16 protein-coding genes and 1 pseudogene are annotated in these 19130 nt (G+C 61.5%); 1 reads left to right on the plus strand and 16 read right to left on the minus strand.

The window, feature by feature from the left end; all coding sequences use genetic code 11:
* Window positions 1-40: 40 nt before the first annotated feature.
* From pyrE to glgA, 15 genes and pseudogenes are all read right to left on the minus strand, one after another.
* Window positions 41-736 (minus strand): orotate phosphoribosyltransferase, encoded by a 696-nt coding sequence (gene pyrE / locus BANAN_RS04405; RefSeq protein ID WP_014697723.1) that lies wholly within the window; start codon window positions 734-736, stop codon window positions 41-43.
* Between the two features lie 135 nt (window positions 737-871).
* Window positions 872-1855, minus strand: coding sequence for a dihydroorotate dehydrogenase (locus tag BANAN_RS04410; RefSeq protein ID WP_014697724.1), 984 nt, complete (start codon window positions 1853-1855; stop codon window positions 872-874).
* The gene (locus BANAN_RS04415) at window positions 1848-2687 is read right to left on the minus strand and encodes a dihydroorotate dehydrogenase electron transfer subunit (protein WP_014697725.1); all 840 of its coding nucleotides are present in this window, start codon (window positions 2685-2687) and stop codon (window positions 1848-1850) included. The genes BANAN_RS04410 and BANAN_RS04415 overlap by 8 nt, the downstream gene beginning before the upstream one ends.
* Window positions 2688-2754: 67 nt before the next feature.
* Window positions 2755-3705 carry an orotidine-5'-phosphate decarboxylase gene (pyrF, locus tag BANAN_RS04420; protein WP_014697726.1) on the minus strand — a complete coding sequence of 317 codons (951 nt, stop codon included), beginning with the start codon at window positions 3703-3705 and terminating at the stop codon, window positions 2755-2757.
* Window positions 3706-3710: 5 nt separating this feature from the next.
* On the minus strand, window positions 3711-5135 hold the full coding sequence (locus BANAN_RS04425) for a dihydroorotase (protein WP_014697727.1): 1425 nt from the start codon (window positions 5133-5135) through the stop codon (window positions 3711-3713).
* Window positions 5136-5555, minus strand: coding sequence for an aspartate carbamoyltransferase regulatory subunit (locus BANAN_RS04430; RefSeq protein ID WP_004217887.1), 420 nt, complete (start codon window positions 5553-5555; stop codon window positions 5136-5138).
* Window positions 5555-6517 carry an aspartate carbamoyltransferase gene (gene pyrB, locus BANAN_RS04435; RefSeq protein ID WP_193349129.1) on the minus strand — a complete coding sequence of 321 codons (963 nt, stop codon included), beginning with the start codon at window positions 6515-6517 and terminating at the stop codon, window positions 5555-5557. Before pyrB ends, BANAN_RS04430 begins: the two co-directional genes overlap by 1 nt.
* A gap of 222 nt (window positions 6518-6739) precedes the next feature.
* Window positions 6740-7126 (minus strand): annotated as a pseudogene (locus BANAN_RS08355) (DUF4186 domain-containing protein); the annotation flags it as partial.
* Window positions 7127-7141: 15 nt separating this feature from the next.
* Window positions 7142-10276, minus strand: a complete 3135-nt coding sequence (locus BANAN_RS04445) for a bifunctional [glutamine synthetase] adenylyltransferase/[glutamine synthetase]-adenylyl-L-tyrosine phosphorylase (protein ID WP_014697730.1) — start codon at window positions 10274-10276, stop codon at window positions 7142-7144.
* 42 nt (window positions 10277-10318) lie between these two features.
* Window positions 10319-11167 carry a methylenetetrahydrofolate reductase [NAD(P)H] gene (gene metF / locus BANAN_RS04450; RefSeq protein ID WP_041777004.1) on the minus strand — a complete coding sequence of 283 codons (849 nt, stop codon included), beginning with the start codon at window positions 11165-11167 and terminating at the stop codon, window positions 10319-10321.
* A gap of 139 nt (window positions 11168-11306) precedes the next feature.
* The gene (gene metE, locus BANAN_RS04455) at window positions 11307-13610 is read right to left on the minus strand and encodes a 5-methyltetrahydropteroyltriglutamate--homocysteine S-methyltransferase (RefSeq protein ID WP_014697732.1); all 2304 of its coding nucleotides are present in this window, start codon (window positions 13608-13610) and stop codon (window positions 11307-11309) included.
* Between the two features lie 146 nt (window positions 13611-13756).
* Entirely contained in the window at window positions 13757-14311 is a 555-nt protein-coding gene (locus BANAN_RS04460) for a SixA phosphatase family protein (RefSeq protein ID WP_014697733.1), read from the minus strand.
* A 100-nt stretch (window positions 14312-14411) separates the two neighbouring features.
* Complete coding sequence (locus BANAN_RS04465) at window positions 14412-15470, minus strand: tRNA (adenine-N1)-methyltransferase (RefSeq protein ID WP_014697734.1); 1059 nt, start codon at window positions 15468-15470, stop codon at window positions 14412-14414.
* Between the two features lie 107 nt (window positions 15471-15577).
* Complete coding sequence (locus tag BANAN_RS04470; protein WP_014697735.1) at window positions 15578-16420, minus strand: ABC transporter ATP-binding protein; 843 nt, start codon at window positions 16418-16420, stop codon at window positions 15578-15580.
* 73 nt (window positions 16421-16493) lie between these two features.
* A complete protein-coding gene (glgA, locus tag BANAN_RS04475) occupies window positions 16494-17738 on the minus strand; it encodes a glycogen synthase (protein ID WP_041777126.1) in 1245 nt (414 codons plus the stop codon).
* Window positions 17739-17989: 251 nt separating this feature from the next.
* On the opposite strand from glgA, the gene BANAN_RS04480 reads away from it, so the two are divergent.
* Window positions 17990-18475, plus strand: coding sequence for a peroxiredoxin (locus BANAN_RS04480; protein WP_014697737.1), 486 nt, complete (start codon window positions 17990-17992; stop codon window positions 18473-18475).
* A 126-nt stretch (window positions 18476-18601) separates the two neighbouring features.
* On the opposite strand, the gene BANAN_RS04485 is transcribed toward BANAN_RS04480, so the two are convergent.
* Entirely contained in the window at window positions 18602-19060 is a 459-nt protein-coding gene (locus tag BANAN_RS04485; RefSeq protein WP_014697738.1) for a hypothetical protein, read from the minus strand.
* Window positions 19061-19130 lie beyond the last annotated feature (70 nt).

Here is a 19130-nt window from a genome sequence, read left to right on the forward strand (position 1 = left end):
CATGTGAATATCATCATGGTACGATGCACGCATCATCGTCTCACGCCCCGTACTGCGAGAGATACTCCTCGGCGGCCTTGGCGATCTCGTCGGTGACGTAGGGCTGCCCATGCTCGCCGATCAGCTGCCGTCCGGCGGCGAAGATTTCCTTCACGTTCGCAATGGCGAACACGGGGAACCCGAACTCGCGTTGCACGTCCTGCACGGCGGAGAGATCGGAGTCCTTCGTCTTCTCCATGCGGTCGACGGAGAGGACGAGGCCCACGATGTGGACGTTGGCCTGCGCCTTGAGCTTGGGAACGACCTCGCGTACTGCGGTGCCGGCGGTCATCACATCGTCGACGAGCAGCACGTTCATGCCGTCCTCGAGTGGCTTGCCCACCATCGTGCCGCCGTCGCCGTGGTCTTTCTTCTCCTTGCGGTCGAAGGTGTAGCCGATGGAGGCGTTGAAGCGGTGCTGCATGGCGATCGTGGTGGCCACGGCCAGCGGGATGCCTTTGTATGCCGGGCCGAACACGGTGTCGATGCGGGCGGCCAGGTTGCCTGCGGCAATCTCCTGTTGGATCTTCTCGGCATAGAATTCACCGAGCGTAGCGATTCTCGCACCGTCATCGAAGGCGCCGGCGTTGATGAAGTAGGGCGACTGGCGCCCGGACTTCAATGTGAACGAGCCAAACTTCAACGCCTGCGATTCGAGCAGGAACTGGGTGAAACGGGTATCCAATGCTTCAGTCATCTGTGATTCTCCCTTTTGCAAACGAATGCGGGAATAATCTGCGTATTCGGGACATCCCCGAGTTCGATTTGTCTCGAATACGCAGATTGACGGTTAGGAATGGGATTGGAACGGCGAACGGGCATCGCCGACGGGTCAGCGCCAGGTGTCGCCCTTGACGAGCTTGTGTGCCAATTGCGGGCGTGAGTCGAGCAGATCGTCGAGTTCACGCGCCACGCGAATAGGTGCGGTCGGGTCGTAGAGCGCGGCGCCGCCCACCTCGACGGCGTTGGCGCCTGCATACAGGTATTCGAGCGCCTTCTCGCCGGAGTCGATGCCGCCGATGCCGATGATCGGCACATCGGGCAGAGCGGTGCGCACACGCCACACGCAGGCCAGACCCACCGGGAACACGGCAGGTCCGGAGACACCGCCGGTACGGTTCGCGATGATCGGTTCGCCGGTTTTGATATTGATGCGCATGCCGACCAGCGTGTTGATCATGCTCAGCGCATCGGCACCGGATTCGACAGCCGCCTTGGCGATGGCCGTGATATCGGTGACATTCGGCGTGAGCTTGACGATCATCGGCTTGTCGGTCATCGGGCGCAAACGCTCCATGAGCCGGCTCAACGCCATCGGATCGGTGCCCACGCTCATGCCGCCGTGGGTCACGTTCGGGCAGCTCACGTTGATTTCGAGCATGTCGGCAGCTGAGTCGGCGAGCTTGGCGACAACCTGGGCGTAGTCGTCGTCGCAATGACCGGCCACATTAGAAACGACCGTGGCGCCCATGTTCTTGAGTTTGGGCAGATCGTATTCGAGGTAATGGTCGACGCCCGGGTTCTGCAAGCCGACGGCGTTCACCGTGCCGGCCGGGCACTCCGCCGTGCGCACACCGGGATTACCGAGCCACGGCACCGGCGAGACGCCCTTCGTGGTGACCGCGCCAAGCTGGCTCACATCGTAGAACTGGCCGCAGGCATCCACCTGGAACGTGCCGGACGCGGTGCCCACCGGATTCTTCCACGGTATGCCGGCCACCACAGTGCCATGCTTCCACTCATGCGGTTCGTACACGCTGCTTGTGGTCTCGTTCATCGTCTCGTTCTCCTTCACCCGCTCGTCCATCTCACGCATCGGCGTTTGCCTCGGCATCATCGACGTCCCAACCCAATTGGTGCGCGGTGAAGACCGGGCCGGCCTCACACACCTTCTCGCGGCCAGCACGTGTGTCGATTGTGCAGGCCACACAGGTGCCATACCCGCATCCCATGCGCTGCTCCATGCTCAGTTGGGCGTCCACGCCACGTTTGGAGGCCCAAGTGGCCACGGCTTTCATCATTGGCGTCGGGCCGCAGGACAGAATGATCGTCTTACGCGCGCTTTCCTCCAGTGCCGGCCACAGGCGTTCGAGCAGCGTGAGCACATTGCCCTCCGACTCGTCGATGCTGTGCACTTCGTCGGCGTACTTGGCAGCATAGATGTCGGCGAAATGCTCGTCACGATAGCCGAACACGGCGATCGCCCGCGAATCCGCCTCATCACGCAGGCTCTGCGCGGCCTCAAGCAGCGGTGGGATGCCGAGACCTCCGCCGACGAGCACATAATCCGCAGCCTCATCGAGATTGAAGGGCGTGCCCAACGGGCCAAGCACATCGATGGTGTCCCCCGCCGTCAGCTTGCTGAACTCGTCGGTGCCGAAACCGACCACCGCGAAGATGAGGCTCACCTCGTCGCCATCCACCTCGCTGACTCCGAAAGGACGCGGCATGAGGTGCATGGGGTTCGACGAATACAGATTCACGAACTGCGCAGGTCGAACATGGCGGGCGATGTATTCGTCACGGAAGGTGAGACGGACGATGCCCGCAGTGAGTTGCTTCACGGCGACAATGCTGACGGTGCGCCTGGTCGGGGTGAAACCGGCCTCCTGGGCCTGTTCCACCGTGTGGGTGAATGCGGTTGGCATGAATCTCCTTGGTTGTTCGGTGTGCGAGAATCCGTACGGACGACTATCGCATACAAATCTATATCGGTTATGCAAGGGCGACGCGCAGCTGGTCTCGCATATCGGCCGCCGCTGCGCGGGCGTTGACGGCTACAAGCTCCAGCGCGGATTCCGGTTCGAGTGAATCGCTGTATTGCTCGTCGTTACGCCAGGCGCCTATGATGCCGCGGGATGAGTTCACAATGGCGCCGGAACCGTTGCGGTCGAACATGCCGGCCACGCTTTGTGCCGTGCCGCCCTGTGCCCCGTACCCGGGCACGAGGAAGAACGTGTGGGGCATGCGCTCGCGCAATGCGGCCCCCTCCTTGGGATGCGTCGCACCGACCACGGCCCCGGCCCGGGAATAGCCGAAACGGCCGATGGAATCCTTGCCCCAATCCTCCACCAGATCGGCCACATGCTCATACACCCGGCCGCCATCGGCCAATTCAAGCTCCTGAATCTGCGAGCTCGATGGATTCGAGGTGCGCACCAGAATGAACATGTCGCGATCGGCTTGCCTGGCGGCCTCCATGAACGGTTCGATGCCGTCGGAACCCAGGTACGGGTTCACCGTCACCGCGTCCTCAAACCACACGTCGTCTCCTTGGAAACCGGTGAGGTGGTGCGCGTAGGCGGCGGCGGTCGAACCTATGTCGCCGCGTTTGACATCGCCGATCACGTACAGGCCGCGGCTTTGCGCATATTCGCATGTCATCGTGTAACAGTCGATGCCTGCGGGGCCGAGCGCCTCATACATGGCGATCTGAGGCTTCACTGCAGGCACGATGTCGTACACCGCATCGATGATGGCGCGATTGAATTCGAAATACGCCGCTGCGGCAGCGGTGGCTGCCGGATTGTCGTCAGACTCCACCTGTTCCTCGGCTTCGACGGCATAGGCATCCATCACGGGGGCCGGAACGAGTTTGTCGGTGGGGTCAAGGCCCACGACACTGGGATTCTGCTTGTCTTCGATTGCTTCGATGAGCCGGTCCATAGTCTCTACTCCCCTGTTTCCGTTTCGGTTGCCTTGTCAAGTCCCAGTCGGTCGAACACCAGAGCGGATGCGATGATCGTCGCATATGGCTTGCCGCTCACATCCCAGCCGTTGAATGGCGTGTTACGTGCCTTCGACAGGAACCGGCTTGCGTCGATGCTCCACTGCTCCGTGGTGTTGAGAATGTTCAGGTCCACAAGTTCCGGGTGTTCCACTTCGGACAGATTCAGCGAGCGCTTCACTGCGCATTTCGACGAGGTGTTGAGCAGTGCGGCGATGTCGGTGGAATGCCGTCCCATCAGTTGGGCTGGATTCAGCGACATGAGCTCGATGAGTCGCTGGTCGCTGATGTGTCCGCCGTCGACGAGCACCTTGTGGCATACGGCATAGGCGCATTCCAGTCCGATGATGCCGTTGGGTGCTTCGAGGAATCCGCGGTCCTTCTCTTCGAGTGTGTGCGGGGCGTGGTCGGTGGCGATCATGTCCACGGTGCCGTCCTCGATCGCCTTGATCGTGGCCAAGCGGTCCCGTTCGCTGCGCAGTGGTGGGTTCATTTTCGCGAGCGTGCCGTATTCGAGCAGTGCCTCGTCGTTCAATGCCAGATAATGCGGTGCGGTCTCGCAGGTGATCGGTAGCCCTTCGGCCTTCGCTTTGCGAATGGCGTCGAAGGAGATTGCGGTGGACACGTGCTGGAAGTGCACGTGCACGCCGGTTTCGCGCACGAGGTCGATGTCGCGTTGCACGATCGCCAGTTCGGTGTCTTCGGGGATTCCCGGCACGTTCAGGGCACGGGATACGGGCCCTTCGTTCACGGCGCCCACGTCATGGTGTTCGCAGTGCTCGATGAGGTATAGGCCTGTGCTCTTGACGTTGTCGAACACCTGGCGCAGCACCGGTTCTGGCACGGCTGACCCGTCGTCGCTCATTGCGGTGACGGGGTGCGCGATCTGTGCAGGGTCTTTCTCACTGTCATGGCCCGGCATGTACCATGTCCAGTCCTTCGGGTCGGTCGGTTCGAGCCCGGCCCGTCCTTTGGTGGCGCATACGCACAGTTCGTAGCGTACCGGCAGCGTGACGTGGTGGATCTGTTCGTAGTGCTGCAGATAGTCGATCACCGTGTGGTAGCCGGCGTTGAGAATCTCCTGCGCGCCGGGTTCCCCCTCCTGTACTTGAAGGCCGTCCATCGCCGGCACGGTGTTCGGCATGATGAGCACGTTCGTGTAGCCGCCCGATGCGGCGGCCATGCATCCGGAGACCATCGACTCCTTGTAGGTCTGCCCGGGATCGCGGAAGTGCACGTGCGGATCTTCGAAGCCGGGCGCCACGGTGAGCGCACTGGCGTCGATGGTGACGTCACGCGGGTCGGGGACGGTCAGGTCGATGCGTTCGCCCGTGTCCCACACCTTGATGTCGGTGAAGGTGATGGCCATTTAGAATTTCGCCTCCTCATCGCAGTAGCGGCAACGATACACCTCGTCGTCGGTGTGGTCGAGGTAGAACACTTGGTCGATGCCGGGTTCGGTGGTCGTCACGCAGCGCGGGTTCACGCAGGTGATCACATTGACCACGCGTTCAGGCAGCGTCGGCGTCTGTTTGTTCACGATCTGGCCGCCGTGAATGATGTCGACGGTGGCTTGGCGGGCCACCAGTCCGAGTACGTCGAGGTCGACATCCTGGGCGTCCTCGATCTTGATGATGTCTTTCGAACCGTACCGCCGGCTCGTTGTGTTCATGATCAGCGCGAGCTTTGTGGTGGCCGGGTCGATGCGCAGGTATTCGAGCACCTTGAGCGCGGTGCCGGCAGGCACATGATCGATGATGATCCCATCCTGGATGCTGGTGACTTCCATCAGGCTTCGACCTCCTGGTTCGCATACTGCTCGTAGCCGGGCAATTCGTCGCCGAGCACCGAGCTTTCCAATGCCATGCGCATGAGCATGCCGTTCTTCACCTGTTCGAAATAGGCGGCACGGGGGTCGGCGTCCACCTCCGTGGCGATTTCGTTGACGCGCGGCAACGGGTGCAGCACCGCCATCGTAGGCTTGGCCTTCGCGAGTTTACCCTCGTCGAGAATGTAGGTGTCACGCAGGCGCAGGTAATCGTCTTCGTTGAAGAAGCGTTCCTTCTGCACGCGCGTCATGTACAGGGCGTCCAGATCTCCTATGACCGAACTCAAGTCGGTGACCTCCTCGTACGAGCAGGTGGGCGTGGCGTTGATGCGGTTGAGCACATATTGCGGGGTGCGCAGCTCTTTCGGTGAGATGAGCACGAAACGCACGTTGCCAAAGCGGCACAGCGTCTCGATGAGTGAGTGCACGGTGCGGCCGAAGGTCAGGTCGCCGCACAGGCCGATCGTCAGGCCGTTCACCCGTCCGAATCGCGACTGCAGCGTCGCGAGGTCGGCGAGCGTCTGCGTCGGGTGCATGTGGCCGCCGTCGCCGGCGTTGATCACCGGCACCGAGGAGGCGTCTGCGGCCACCAGGGCGGCGCCTTCCTTCGGGTGGCGGATCGCCACGACGTCGACGTAGTTCGACACGGTCTTCAACGTGTCCGAAATCGACTCGCCCTTCGTCGCGGAGCTCAGCTGCGATCCCGCGAAACCGATCACCTTGCCGCCCAACCGCAGCATCGCGGTCTCGAAGCTCAGTCGTGTGCGCGTGCTCGGCTCATAAAACAAAGTGGCCAACACCCGTCCGTCACAGGTGTGTGCCACTTCCTTGCGATGCGAATCGATGTACTGCGCTTTATGCAGCAACTCCTCGATTTGCGTGACTGTGAGATCGTCGAGGGTGATGACGCTGGTTCCCACTATGGACTGTCCGTCGGCGTGTTGCTGAACGCTAGACAATGGCTCACCTTTCATGCATGTGCTGTTCCAGGTGATCACCGAAGTGACCTCTCCAACTATACCCCACTGTCCCGCCGGCTCGACACGCCCTCATAATTCCGGCTGCACATACCGGGGAGCCTTGGCATTGGCCGCCTTCACGCGCCTGGCACCGGCCTGTGCAGAACGGACTCCCGCAACTGTGCCCCGGGCCGGATGATTCGTCAGATCCCTGTCAATCCAGGCCATGACGAGATCGGCCAGTCTGTTCACCTCGGCATCGGTCAACGGACGACCCTTGGCAATGCCATGCCATTTCTCGATGCATCCGCGGCAGCAGGTCGCCGTCGCATGCTGGGCGGTGAACACTGGATGCCCGCGCCAGGGCGTCTGCCTGCCGTCGTTGGACGGTTGCGCCTCGCCCACGCGTGCGCGCAGCATCTCATGCGCATGCCTGTCGATGACACATCTGCCCTTGTCGCGCGCGTACGACCGATCGGCCTCGCTCAACACGAACTTCGCACGGAACCGTGATTCGCCGAGCCGCACGAGGGTGTGCTCCACCCACGCGGATTCGCCATCATGCCCATTCATACCCGCCAGCGTATCTCACTCCTCGGCACCGTAGAAGAGCCGTTCGCATACTTCACGACTCTTGCGCATCTGCGAGAGAATGTCGTTCTCGAACTGCTGACCGCTATCCGGATCATAGCCAAGATACGTGGCGATGCCACTCAGGTCGAAATGCTGGTCGGGAAGGATGTCGGCGCGGTTCGCACGCCCGTTCCACAGATAGTTGCCATTGCGCGCCGCCGTGCACATCTGCCAGGCGTCACGCAGTATCTTCGCGTCCTCCATGACGATGAGCCCATGCTCCACCAAGACGTCAAGGGCCTGCATCGTCGAATTCACCTGCAACGCCTCGATGTCATGCGCATGCTGCAATTGCAGCAACTGCACGGTCCATTCGACATCCGACAGGCCTCCCCTGCCGAGTTTGAGATGTCGGTCGCGTCGCACACCACGTGGCAGACGTTCCGCCTCCATACGCGCCTTGAGTCTGCGTATCTCCTGCAGCTGGTCGTCGACGAGACGCTCGGCCGGGTATCGGAACGGGTTCGCGACATTCGCAAGGAAGTCCTCGGCCAGCTCCTTGTCGCCGGCGGCGAATCTGGCGCGCAACAGCGCCTGGCGCTCCCACACGCTCGCCCACGCACGGTAATACTCCTCGCACGAGGCGTACGAGCGCACGACGGGCCCATTCTTGCCCTCAGGGCGCAGGTCCATGTCGAGTTCGATCTTCGGTTCGGTCGACACCGGACCCATGAGCATCATGCGCATCTGCTCCTGCACCTTGCGGGCGAACGAATTCGCGGCTGCATCGTCGGCGCCGTGCGCAGGACGGTAGATGATGATGACGTCGGCGTCGGAGCTGAAATTGACCTCACGGCCGCCATAGCGCCCCATGCCGATGACGGCGAGATGCGCAGCCGGTTCGTCCATGCCGTTCACTCGCATCGTATCATGCACCGCCCACTGCAGCGAGGCCTGGATGATCGAGTCGTACACGTCGGTCATACCGTTCAGGGCCTGCGCCGAATCGATCACATCGGTCATCCAGCCGATCCCGATGCGCTCGATCTCATGGCGGCGCAGTGCGCGCAGCATGTTCGCCGCGCCGGCCAGTGAATCGTCATAGCGTGTGATGATCGCCTGACAGCCCACATCCAACGATTTACGTGTGCGCGCATGCAATTGGTCGTCATCGCCGAGCCAGCGGATCGACTCCTGCGATTTGTTGAGCGCGTCACCGAGGAATCTGGAATTCGACAGCACGTGGCATAACCGCTGTGCAGCCGACTGCGAGTCGCGCAGGAACCCCAGGTAGTCGCTGCCGGAACCGAACCGTTCCTCGAGGTTGCTCCAGCCCAGCAGTCCCATGTCGGGGTTCTGCCCTTCACCGAGCCAGCGCAGCACCGCGGGGAGCAGTATGCCGTTGATCTTCGCGGCACGGGTGATGCCGGCGGTGAGCGTCTGCACATGCCGCAGGGCCGCCTGCGGGTCGGCGAAACCGATGGCGGCGTAACGATCCATCACCGCCTGCTCGCTCAGTTCCACGCGTTCGTCGCCCGAGACCGCGCTGATCGGCAGCATCGGACGGTAGTAGATGTCGTTGTGGAGCCGACGGATCTGCCTGCGTGTCTCGTCGAAATTGTCCACCAGCTCCTCGTTGTGCCAGCCGAACACGCGGGCGAGCCTGTGCAGTTCGGCATTGCGCGAGAGCTCCTCCACATTGACCGTGCGCTTCTTCTCCAATCCGCCGGCGTTCGCATTGCCCATGTCGGGGAACAGATGGGTGCGTTTGAGCTGCCACATCTGCTGGCGGTGTTCGAGCACCCGTTCGAAACGGTAGTCGTGGGAGAGCACGCGGGCATGGCGGCGCGAGACGTAACCACCATCGGAAAGCGCCTGCAACGCCTGCAACGTGGAGCGAACATGCAGGGTCTCATCGGCACGGCCGTGCACCAGCTGCAGCATCTGCACGGTGAACTCCACGTCGCGAAGACCTCCGCGGCCCAGCTTGATCTCGCGGTCGCGCAATGGCACCGGGATGAGGCTCTCCACACGTTCGCGCATGCGCTGACAGTCGGAGACGAAGTTCTCACGCCGCGAGGCCTGCCAGACGAATTCGGATGCCATCTGCATGTATGCCTCGCCAAGAGGCACGTCACCGGCCACGGCCCGTGCCTTGAGCAGCGCCTGGAACTCCCAGCTCTCCGCCCACTGCCGGTAGTAGGCCTTATGCGAGTCCAGACGGCGCACCAGCGGACCGTCCTTGCCTTCGGGCCTCAATGCCCCATCGATCTGCCACAGTGCGGGCTCCGTCACACCGGGCATCACCGACTGGCAGATCTTCTGCATGAGCATGGCGATCTTCGAACCGACCTTGACCAGCTGCGGTTGCGACATGGTCTCGGCTATCGGCTCCACCACGTAGATGAGATCGACATCGGAGACGTAGTTGAGCTCCTGTGCGCCGAGCTTGCCCATGCCAATGATTGTGAAGCGCAGGAGTTCGGACTCCTCCGTGTTGCTCTGCGCAATGGCCAACGCGCTTTCCAGGGCGGCGTCCGCCAGATCCGACAACGCGCGGGACACCGCCGGTTGAATCGCGATCGGGTCGTCGTGCGAAACATCGTAGGCCATGACCGCAGCCAGTTGTTCGTAATAGTTGCGGCGTAACCTATTGGTCGCCTCCGCCAACGGCACGTCGGTGACCAGGCGCCGGAACGAGGAGGCCGAAGAGTCCGCGGCGCCAAGCCGCTCTTCATGGGCATCGATCGCCGCCAACATGGTCGCACGCCTCGCCTCGCCGTCAAATCCCGCACTCTGGAGGGGATCGACCGCCGCTGCCTCGACGAGTTCGGGTCGCGAGCGCATGAGCACGCCAAGCTGCCGGCTGGCGCCGAGCACCTGCAGCAATGTGCGCGGGGACCTACCGTGCAGCAGTCCGTGCAGTTTGCCCGGACGGTCAGCAAAGCCGATGATCAGTTCATGCAATGCGTCCAATGCCACGTCCGGATCCGCGCAATGCGCCAGTTCGCCGAGCAGTTCCCCTTGGGTGAATTCGAGATCCCCCGCCGAGCACACCTCACCGAGCAGTTCCTTCGCACGGCCGAGATTCTCGAATCCGGCATGAATGATGTCTCGTGTGCTTGGGGTGGTGTTCTCGTTGATCTCCATGCCTGTCAATCTAGCGTGTTTTTGTTGCGCTGGGAAATTGGGTCACGCTTTTTCGAACAGATTGCCCACGTTCTGCCATATTCTGCGCGAGACCGACGGATGGTTCATCGTGTACAGGTGCACGCCGTCGACACCCTGAGCCACGAGGTCGCTGATCTGCTCACTCGCGTAGATGATGCCCGCCTCGCGTAGCGTCCTGGGATCGTCTCCCCACTTCTCGAGCATGCGTTCGAGCTTGCGCGGGACCCGGGACGAGCACATATTCGTCATGCGCCGCACCGATTTCGCATTGGTGACCGGCATGATGCCCGCCTCTATGGGCACGTCGATGCCCGCGGCCCGTGCTTTGCCGAGGAATGCGATGAAATCGTCGTCGTCGTAGAACAGCTGGGAAATCAGATGCGAGGCGCCTGCATCCACCTTGGCTTTGAGATTCGCCACATCCTCGTCGAGCGTGGCCGCCTGCGGGTGCTTCTCCGGATAGCAGGCGCCGTAGATCTTCAGATTCGGCCTACGTTCGCGAATGTAGCACACCAGATCACTGGCATGGGTGAACACGCCGGCCGGTTCGCGCTCGCTGTTGCGGTCTCCGCGCAATGCGAGCACGCCGCTCACTTTCGCCTCATCGAACATGGCAAGCGCCTCGTCGACATCCCGTGCGGTGAGGTACTGTGCGGTCAGGTGGGCGACCGCGTCGATGCCGTATTCCGAGCGTATGGTGTGCGCAATGCGTGCGGTGGCTGTGCGGTCCGCTGATTTGCCGGTGCCGTAGGTGACCGAGATGAAGTCGGGTTTCATGTCGTTCAGCCCGTCGAGGGTGTCGTAGATCGTGCCGACCGGCGATGTGCGTTTGGGCGGGAATACTTCAAGGGAGAACATTGGCGTGTGCATTTGCTGGGTCTCGTGCTGTGTGACGTGTTCAATCTGATGGGATGCGCAGCATGTGATGCCACAGTGGGCGGATGTGCCGCCATGGCATCACATGCTGCGATTATGGTGTGCTGCGGACTGTGCGTGGAGGAGCCCGAGATCAGTCGAGGTTGGCACGCACGGCTTTCGCCGCCTGGACCATGTGCGTCAGGCTCGGCCAGGTTTCGTCATTACCTCGGGTCTTCAGACCGCAATCGGGATTGATCCACACCTTGTTCACATCCATCTTCGCAAGGATCTCGCCGATGCGCTCCTCGATCTCTTCGACCGAGGGGATGCGCGGGGAATGGATGTCGTACACGCCCGGACCGGCCTCGGTTTCGAAGTGGGCGTCGTGGATGGCGTCGAGCACCACCAGATCGCCGCGGGAGGCTTCGAATGAGATGACATCGGCATCCATGGCGTCGATGTCCGAGATGATGTCGTTGAACTCCGAATAGCACATATGCGTGTGGATCTGCGTGCTTGGCTGCACGGCAGAATGCACGAGACGGAATGCGGGAATCGCCCAGTCGAGGTATTCACGATGCCAGTCGGATTCACGCAGCGGCAGTTTCTCACGCAGGGCGGCCTCGTCGATCTGGATGATCCTGATGCCGGCTTTCTCGAGGTCAAGGACCTCGTCCCGAATCGCCAGAGCCAACTGCTTGGTCTGCTCCTCATGGGTGATGTCCTCACGGGGCCACGACCAGTTGAGAATGGTGACAGGGCCGGTGAGCATGCCTTTCATCGGCTTGGCAGTGCGCGACTGGGCATAGGAGCTCCATGCCACGGTGATCGGCTGGGCACGGCTCACATCGCCCCAGATGATCGGAGGCTTGACGCAACGGGTGCCGTAGGACTGCACCCAGGCGTTCTTCGTGAACAGGAAACCGTTGAGGTTCTGACCGAAGTATTCAACCATGTCGTTGCGCTCGAACTCCCCATGCACCAGCACGTCGAGTCCGATCTGCTCCTGCTTGGCCACCACATCGTCGATTTGACGTCGAATGAATTCGTCGTATTGCTCCTGGGAGATTTCACCCTTGCGAAGGCGGGCGCGTTCGGCACGCACCTGCTTGGTCTGCGGGAAAGAGCCTATCGTCGTAGTGGGCAGCAACGGCAGCCCAAGCGCCTCACGCTGGAGCCGCTGGCGTTCGCCACGCTCGGGCCGGCGCACATAGTCCGCATCGGCAAGGGCGGCGATGCGGGCGCGCACGACTTCATCGGCGACCACACGGCTGCCATCGAACAGCGCCTGGTTGGCGGCGAGCGCAGTGGACTGACGCTTCGCATCGTCGTCGAGCTGCACGAGGTCTGCGATCTCGCGAACCTCCTCGAGTTTCTCCACGGCGAAGGCGAAGTGGCGCAGCACCTTGTCGCCGAGCTGTTCCTCCCCCTTGGTGCTGAACGGCACATGGAGCAGAGAACAGGCCGAGGCGACTGCGACGTTGGCGGTCACCTGCTGGAGTGCCTCCACCAGTGCGATGCTTTCCGCATAGTTGTTGCGCCAGATGTTGCGGCCGTTGACCACGCCTGCGAAGAGCGTGGTGCGTGCTGCCACACCATGGTGTTCGACAGCCTTGAGGTTCTCGTCACGCCCTTCGATGAGGTCGAGTCCCACCCCGTCGAATTCGAAGAGCTTCACTGTTTCGTAAATATCGGCTATGTTGCCGAAATACGTGTTGAGCAGCACCTTGACACCGCTGTCCCGCGCCGGCAGCAGACGCGAATAGAGCGATTTGAACAATGAGACGTCACCCTCGTGCTTGTCGAGCACCAGGTATGGTTCGTCGAGCTGCACCCATTGCGCGCCCAGCTTGGCGAAGCGCCGAAGCACCTCGGCGTACACGCCGGCCACGGCATCCACGAGCCCCTCGTCGATGGTGAGCTCCTGGGCCTCGGCATCGCGGGAGAGTTTGAGGAAGGTGTACGGGCCGATGAGCACCGGCTTCGTCTCTATGCCCAGCGACTTCGCCTCCAAGTACTCATCGAACGGTTTCGTGCCGTTGAGCCGCACCTCGGTGGAGGCGTCGAATTCGGGCACCAGGTAATGGTAGTTCGTGGTGAACCATTTCTTCATGGGCAACGCGGTCACATCGCCACGCTCACCCTGGTACCCGCGGGCCATGGCGAACAGTGTCTCCTCAGGGTTGTCGAAACCAAGGCGACGGTATCGGGCCGGAATCACATTGAGCAGGACCGCAGTATCGAGCATCTGGTCGTACAGTGAGAAATCATTGCTCGGGATCAGATCAATGCCTGCGTCCTTCTCCAACCTCCAATGCCGAACACGAAGCTCGCGGCCGGTCTCACGCACATCGTCGAGCGTGGCATTGCCTTTCCAATAGGCTTCGATGGCCTTCTTGAGTTCACGGTCGCGTCCGATGCGGGGGAAACCCGAGATGGATGTGGAAATGGTCATGGATCCTCCAGTCGTGTCGATGCAATGGAGACCACGTTAGCAAACCGGAACCGGTGCAAGCCTGAAATTCTTAAAAACAGCGCATAGGAGTTTTCTTTCAAAGGCTATAAGGCACACTTATAGCCTGCCGTCGACGCCTGCGCATGCTACTTTTCGAACTCCTTCGGCGTGAGCACCGCAATGAGATTCGCCTCATGGGTGCCCCATTTTCTGAACGGCGCATTCGAACCGAATATCGCCACGCCGGCAGTCGCCATGCCAAGGTTCAGCAGATCGACCTGGCCCGGATCACTCTGTTCGCCTGCCAGCCACTGGCTCGCCAGCGAGACGGTGGGCTCGTGGCCGAGCACCAGCAGCGTATGGCGTTTGTCCTTGCAGGCAGCGAGCATGTCGAACACCGCCTGCATACCCTGCGCATAGAGATCCTGGTAGTAGTCGACTTTCGGAGCGTCGCCGAACACCTTGAGCATGCGCTCGCATGTCTGCATCGCCCGGGTGGCGCTTGAACAGTCGATCTGATCCGGCATCAATCCCATGTCGCGCAGACCCTTCGCCACGCGCTTGGCCTGCTTGAGTCCTTTGTCGGTGAGCACACGCTCAAAATCGCCCTTCGCGTTGAAGGCCTCCGTCTTCGCATGGCGCATGATGATGAGCACGTACTTGTATTCCTTGGCCCTCTTCGCCACTTTCTTCAGATTCACGCTTCCTCCATGCATCCGGCCGGGCCCGCCCGACCCGCACCTTTCCCATTCTAATTCCAGCCATGCTGCAGTGCATCGTGTCGCGCCCGGCGATAACCGGTCATTGAGAATCCAAATGACCTCGTTGTTCGTCCAGATCCCTGAGCACCTTGCGCAGCTTGCGGTCGGAGATGTCACGAAGCTCAAGCTCCTCGAGCGATGCCTCGCGCTCCTCTACGGAGAGTGAGTCGATATCCGTCGTCGTGTCCTTCGTGGCACGGTCACGCTTGCGCAACGCCTCGTATCCGGGAGCCATCGCCCGGGAGACGATGAGGAAACCGGTGTGGCCGATCATCTGATGGTCGGGACGCACTGCAAGACCCTGCGCTTTCCAATTGCGCTCCATAGTCTCCTGGATTTGCGGTTCGGTCCAATGCTCACTCTCCCGCAGCGCTTCGGCCATACGGCTCATCTGCGTGGTCGTCGTCACATAGGCGACGAGCACGCCACCTGGCGCGATCACCCGATACGCCTGTTCCAGTCGGTTCCATGGATCGAGCATGTCGAGCATGATGCGGTCGAATCCGTGTTCCGGCAACGTGGAGGCCACCGCATCGAAATCGCCGACCAGAAGATTCCACCAATCCGGTCGGCGCCCGTAATACAATGTGGCGTTCGCCTCGGCGATCCTCGCGAAATCAGGGCGCATTTCGATCGTGGTCAGGCAGCCGCCCTTACCCACCGCGTCGAGCAGGTGCAGGCTCATCGCACCCGAACCGGCCCCGGATTCCAGCACGCGGGCGCCCGAACGTATGTCGCCGAGCTCAATCACCTGCGCGATGTCCTTCGGATACATGATCTGTGCGCCACGCGGCATCGACAGAACATAGTCGGCCATGCGCGGCCGCATCACCGCGAACTGCCAGCCGCCGATTGCGCGCGCAGCCTTCCACGGCTTCGCCGTATCGCGTTCCGGGTGCTCCTTGTTGAATTGGTCCTCACGCTTGGCGGTGACGGTGGTGACCACGCTGCCCTCGTTCCTGCCGATCACATCGTCATGCAGGATGATGCCATGTGAGGTCTGTGTGACGCCGCCCGCAACCAATTGATCGGTGATCTTGTTCGACTTGCGGTCGGTGAACTGCACTTTCTCACCGGATTGCAACGGACCTCTGCGCATACGCTCTCGACTCCATGCTCTGTTTGCTCATTGGACGTAAATCCACTGTAGCCAAGCTCGTCTACACCATCCGTCGGCTTCCCCGTCGCCGACATTGCTCATATTGCTCATATTCGGGCGAAGGCGCTCCATCGGCCGTCGATGTGGTGCACGTCGAGCGGCATGCCGAACAGCCGACTCAGCCGTTCGGCCGTCAAGCCATATTCGAGATCACCCGCATATTCGATCGTTCCCGGTGCCGGATCGGCAGAGTCGGGTTGCGACGTGACGGTTGACTGGCGTCCCATGATCGCAATATGGTCGAAACCCTGAGGGATCTCCTCGAGATGATGCGTGACGATGATGATCGTACGTGGGTCGTCATGCAGCGACGACAACGCGCGAATCGTGATCTCGCGCGCGCCGAGATCGAGTCCGGTCGTCGGCTCGTCGAGAATGAGCAGTTCGGATTGGGCCATGAGCGCACGGCAGATCAGTGTGCGTGTCCGCTCCCCCTCGGATAGTCGGCCGAACTGCTTGCCGGCAAGGTATACGATGCCGAAATCTTCCATGAGTCTGCGAGCGCGGGCATATTCGTCGGATGTATAGGTGTCCTTCCAACGGCCGGTCGTCGCGCTGAGCGCGGTGACCACGACGTCAAGCGGGTCTTCGAACGGCGGAAACGCGCGCGACAGCTCCGCCGAGCTCAGTCCGATCAGGTGGCGGTACGAGAACACGTCGACCTTGCCAAGGCGCCGTCCGAGCACGTCGATGTCGCCGGATGTGGGGAACGCGCGCGTGCTCATCATCGAGATCAGGCTCGATTTGCCAATGCCGTTCGGCCCGAACAGAATCCACTTCTCGCCGCGTCCGACCTCCAGATTCACGTCATCCACGATCACACGGCCATACCGCCGCAGATGCACGTTGTGCATGGCCAACGCCCGTGTTTCGCAGTCCAGTCCTTCCATTGCACCCCCATATGAGGGCTGGATCCCGTTGCATGGGATCCAGCCCGTTCCCTCTTGCTTGCCGTGCCGCGAACTATTCGCCCTGTGCCGCACGCTCCTCGAGCACACTGCGGTACACGGCGACGGTCTGGTCCGCAATCGACTCCCAGCTGAACTTGTCGCGTGCGCGTTCGCGCCCACGTTTACCCATGTCCTTGGCCCGCTGCGGGTCGGCGAACATCTCATTGATCGCATCCGCCAGGTCGTGCACGAACCGTTCGGGATTCGTCGGCGTGCCGGTGCCGTCGTGCTTCTGTTCGATCGGCACGAGATACCCGGTCACCCCGTCGACGACGACCTCGGGAATGCCACCCGTCGCGGTGGCGACCACCGGCAGACCGCACGCCATCGCCTCGAGGTTCACAATGCCGAGCGGCTCGTAGATGCTCGGGCAGATGAACGCATCGCAGCCGTGTTCGAGCGCGTTGAGCTCGTGCTTCGGCAGCATCTCCTCGATCCAGATGATGTTGCCGCGCTCCTCATTGAGCCTGGCCACAGCCTCCTTGACCTCCTTGCCGATTTCCGGGGTGTCCGGCGCGCCCGCGCAGAGCACCACCTGAATGTCCGGGTCGACGAAGTGCAGCGCCTGCAGCAGGTACGGCAGCCCCTTCTGCCGGGTGATGCGCCCGACGAACAGCAGGGTAGGCTTGTCGCGGTCGATGTGGTAGCGGTCGAACACCGCCCAGCCGGTATCATCGGGGGCCGGCGTCTCGAAATCGGCAAGCGTGATGCCGTTGTGCACCACGACCACCTTGTTCGGATCCACGTTCGGGTAGGCGGCGAGAATGTCCTCACGCATGCCGCCGGACACGGCGATGATGCGGTCGGCATGCTCATAGGCGTCACGTTCGGCCCAGGAGCTCAGATTGTAGCCGCCGCCGAGCTGCTCGCGCTTCCATGGGCGGAACGGTTCCAGCGAATGGGCCGTGATCACGAGCGGGACGTCATGCAGCAGTTGCGCCATGCGCCCGGCAAGACACGTGTACCAGGTGTGGGCGTGGACGAGTTCGCCGTCGACGTCGTTGGCCATCTGCAGATCCACACCGAAGGTCCGGATGGCCGCGTTGTCGCCATCCAGCTCTGTCGGCACATCATAGCCGATCACACGCAACGAGCCGCGTTCGTCGTGCTGCGCCGCCTCGGATTCGCGCGGTCCGTCGAATGCGCGCACCGTCACGTCGATGCGTTCGGCCAGCACCTTCGCCAGCTCCTCCACATGCACGCCGGCGCCGCCATAGACATGCGGCGGGTATTCGCGGGTGAGAATGTCAACTTTCATAATCGCCTCTTCCATGAGTTCCATGCGTACGACTGCATACACCACAATACGACCTTCGGAGGCGAGAAACACAATGGATTGTGTATATTGGAACGATTCGTTCCGCCGGCGCCGCGAACCACACACCAAAGCAGATGGTCATCACGTCGCTTTTTGCCTAATTGATTTCCGGGCGTTCCCCCGACGCGCGAAAACTACTCTATTCGCGTATTTGCCCATACAGACCCCGGGTTCGGGTCTAGGTTGGAGGCATGAGTGAAAACAACATTGTACGCCTGAACAAAGGCGATAAGGCACCGAATTTCGAGCTCGAATCGGACGAATACAAGCACTATGCGCTTGCGGACTTCAAGCACCAGAACGTCGTGCTCTACTTCTACCCGAAGGCGGGCACCTCGGTGTGCACGCGTGAGGCCAAGGACTTCCGCGACAACCTCGAGCGTTTCCAGGCCGAAGGATATACCGTCATCGGCATCTCCCCCGACGATGTGAAGGCGCTGCAGGAGTTCCGCGAGAGCAACGACCTCAACTTCATCCTGCTCTCCGACCCGGAGTTCACCGTGCACAAGCTGTACGGCGCAGCCAAGGAGCATGAGAAGGACGGCAAGAAGACCTACGAGACCATTCGTTCCACCTTCGTGCTCGACGGAGACGACAAGATCCGTTTCGCCGGCTATGACGTGAACGTCAACGGCCAGATCGACGAGCTGCTCGAGCAGATCGAGAAGATCAAGTAAGGCATTCGTTCTCGGAAGGGGTCGCGGTCATCGCCGCGGCCCCTTCCCTTTTGCCCGGCCATCGCCATCGCAATACATGCAGGGCCCCGACCTTTCATGAAAGGTCGGGGCCCTGCATGCGTCTGATCAGACGGCGGTTCCATTCTGATCGAGGTTCGGGTTGTTCTTCGAATCACCAGCCGTGAAGAACAGGCTGATCACACCGCAGGCAAAGACAGCACACACCGTGATGATCACCCACATTGGCAGGTTGGGCACCCACATGACCACGAAAAACGAGATGGCGGACACCACGATGACGATCCAGCTGAACAGACGCGCCCATTGGCGGCCGGAGTGTGGGGCGCGAAGCACCTGTGGCGGGTCGTAGTCGTCTGGATTCGTGTCGAGTGCGATCTCCTCGTACTTCTCAAGTTCGCTGCTCGATGGCTTCCACGGGCCCTTCTTGCCCTCCTTCAGCCGACGGGAACGCTCCTGCAACTGCGACTCGTCGATCATGCCACTGCGACCACGACCCTGTGTCGAGTCATACTGCGAGGGCATTCCCCCGTTGCTTTTCGAACGACGTTGCGCACGATTGGCCATGTCTTCTCCTTCGTAAAGTCCAACACCCATACTCTAGCGCACCGAGGGCATGAACTAGCGCCGTCCGGCG

It is taken from the genome of Bifidobacterium animalis subsp. animalis ATCC 25527 (assembly GCF_000260715.1).
In the GTDB taxonomy this organism is placed as follows: Bacteria; Actinomycetota; Actinomycetes; order Actinomycetales; family Bifidobacteriaceae; genus Bifidobacterium; species Bifidobacterium animalis.

Bases quoted from the DNA above. Each gene is read 5' to 3' on its own strand.
- pyrE (WP_014697723.1), bottom strand. From the start codon at position 736: ATGACTGAAGCATTGGATACCCGTTTCACCCAGTTCCTGCTCGAATCG.
- BANAN_RS04410 (WP_014697724.1), bottom strand. From the start codon at position 1,855: ATGCGTGAGATGGACGAGCGGGTGAAGGAGAACGAGACGATGAACGAG.
- BANAN_RS04415 (WP_014697725.1), bottom strand. From the start codon at position 2,687: ATGCCAACCGCATTCACCCACACGGTGGAACAGGCCCAGGAGGCCGGT.
- pyrF (WP_014697726.1), bottom strand. From the start codon at position 3,705: ATGGACCGGCTCATCGAAGCAATCGAAGACAAGCAGAATCCCAGTGTC.
- BANAN_RS04425 (WP_014697727.1), bottom strand. From the start codon at position 5,135: ATGGCCATCACCTTCACCGACATCAAGGTGTGGGACACGGGCGAACGC.
- BANAN_RS04430 (WP_004217887.1), bottom strand. From the start codon at position 5,555: ATGGAAGTCACCAGCATCCAGGATGGGATCATCATCGATCATGTGCCT.
- BANAN_RS04445 (WP_014697730.1), bottom strand. From the start codon at position 10,276: ATGGAGATCAACGAGAACACCACCCCAAGCACACGAGACATCATTCAT.
- metF (WP_041777004.1), bottom strand. From the start codon at position 11,167: ATGCACACGCCAATGTTCTCCCTTGAAGTATTCCCGCCCAAACGCACA.
- metE (WP_014697732.1), bottom strand. From the start codon at position 13,610: ATGACCATTTCCACATCCATCTCGGGTTTCCCCCGCATCGGACGCGAC.
- BANAN_RS04465 (WP_014697734.1), bottom strand. From the start codon at position 15,470: ATGCGCAGAGGTCCGTTGCAATCCGGTGAGAAAGTGCAGTTCACCGAC.
- BANAN_RS04470 (WP_014697735.1), bottom strand. From the start codon at position 16,420: ATGGAAGGACTGGACTGCGAAACACGGGCGTTGGCCATGCACAACGTG.
- glgA (WP_041777126.1), bottom strand. From the start codon at position 17,738: ATGAAAGTTGACATTCTCACCCGCGAATACCCGCCGCATGTCTATGGC.
- BANAN_RS04480 (WP_014697737.1), top strand. From the start codon at position 17,990: ATGAGTGAAAACAACATTGTACGCCTGAACAAAGGCGATAAGGCACCG.
- BANAN_RS04485 (WP_014697738.1), bottom strand. From the start codon at position 19,060: ATGGCCAATCGTGCGCAACGTCGTTCGAAAAGCAACGGGGGAATGCCC.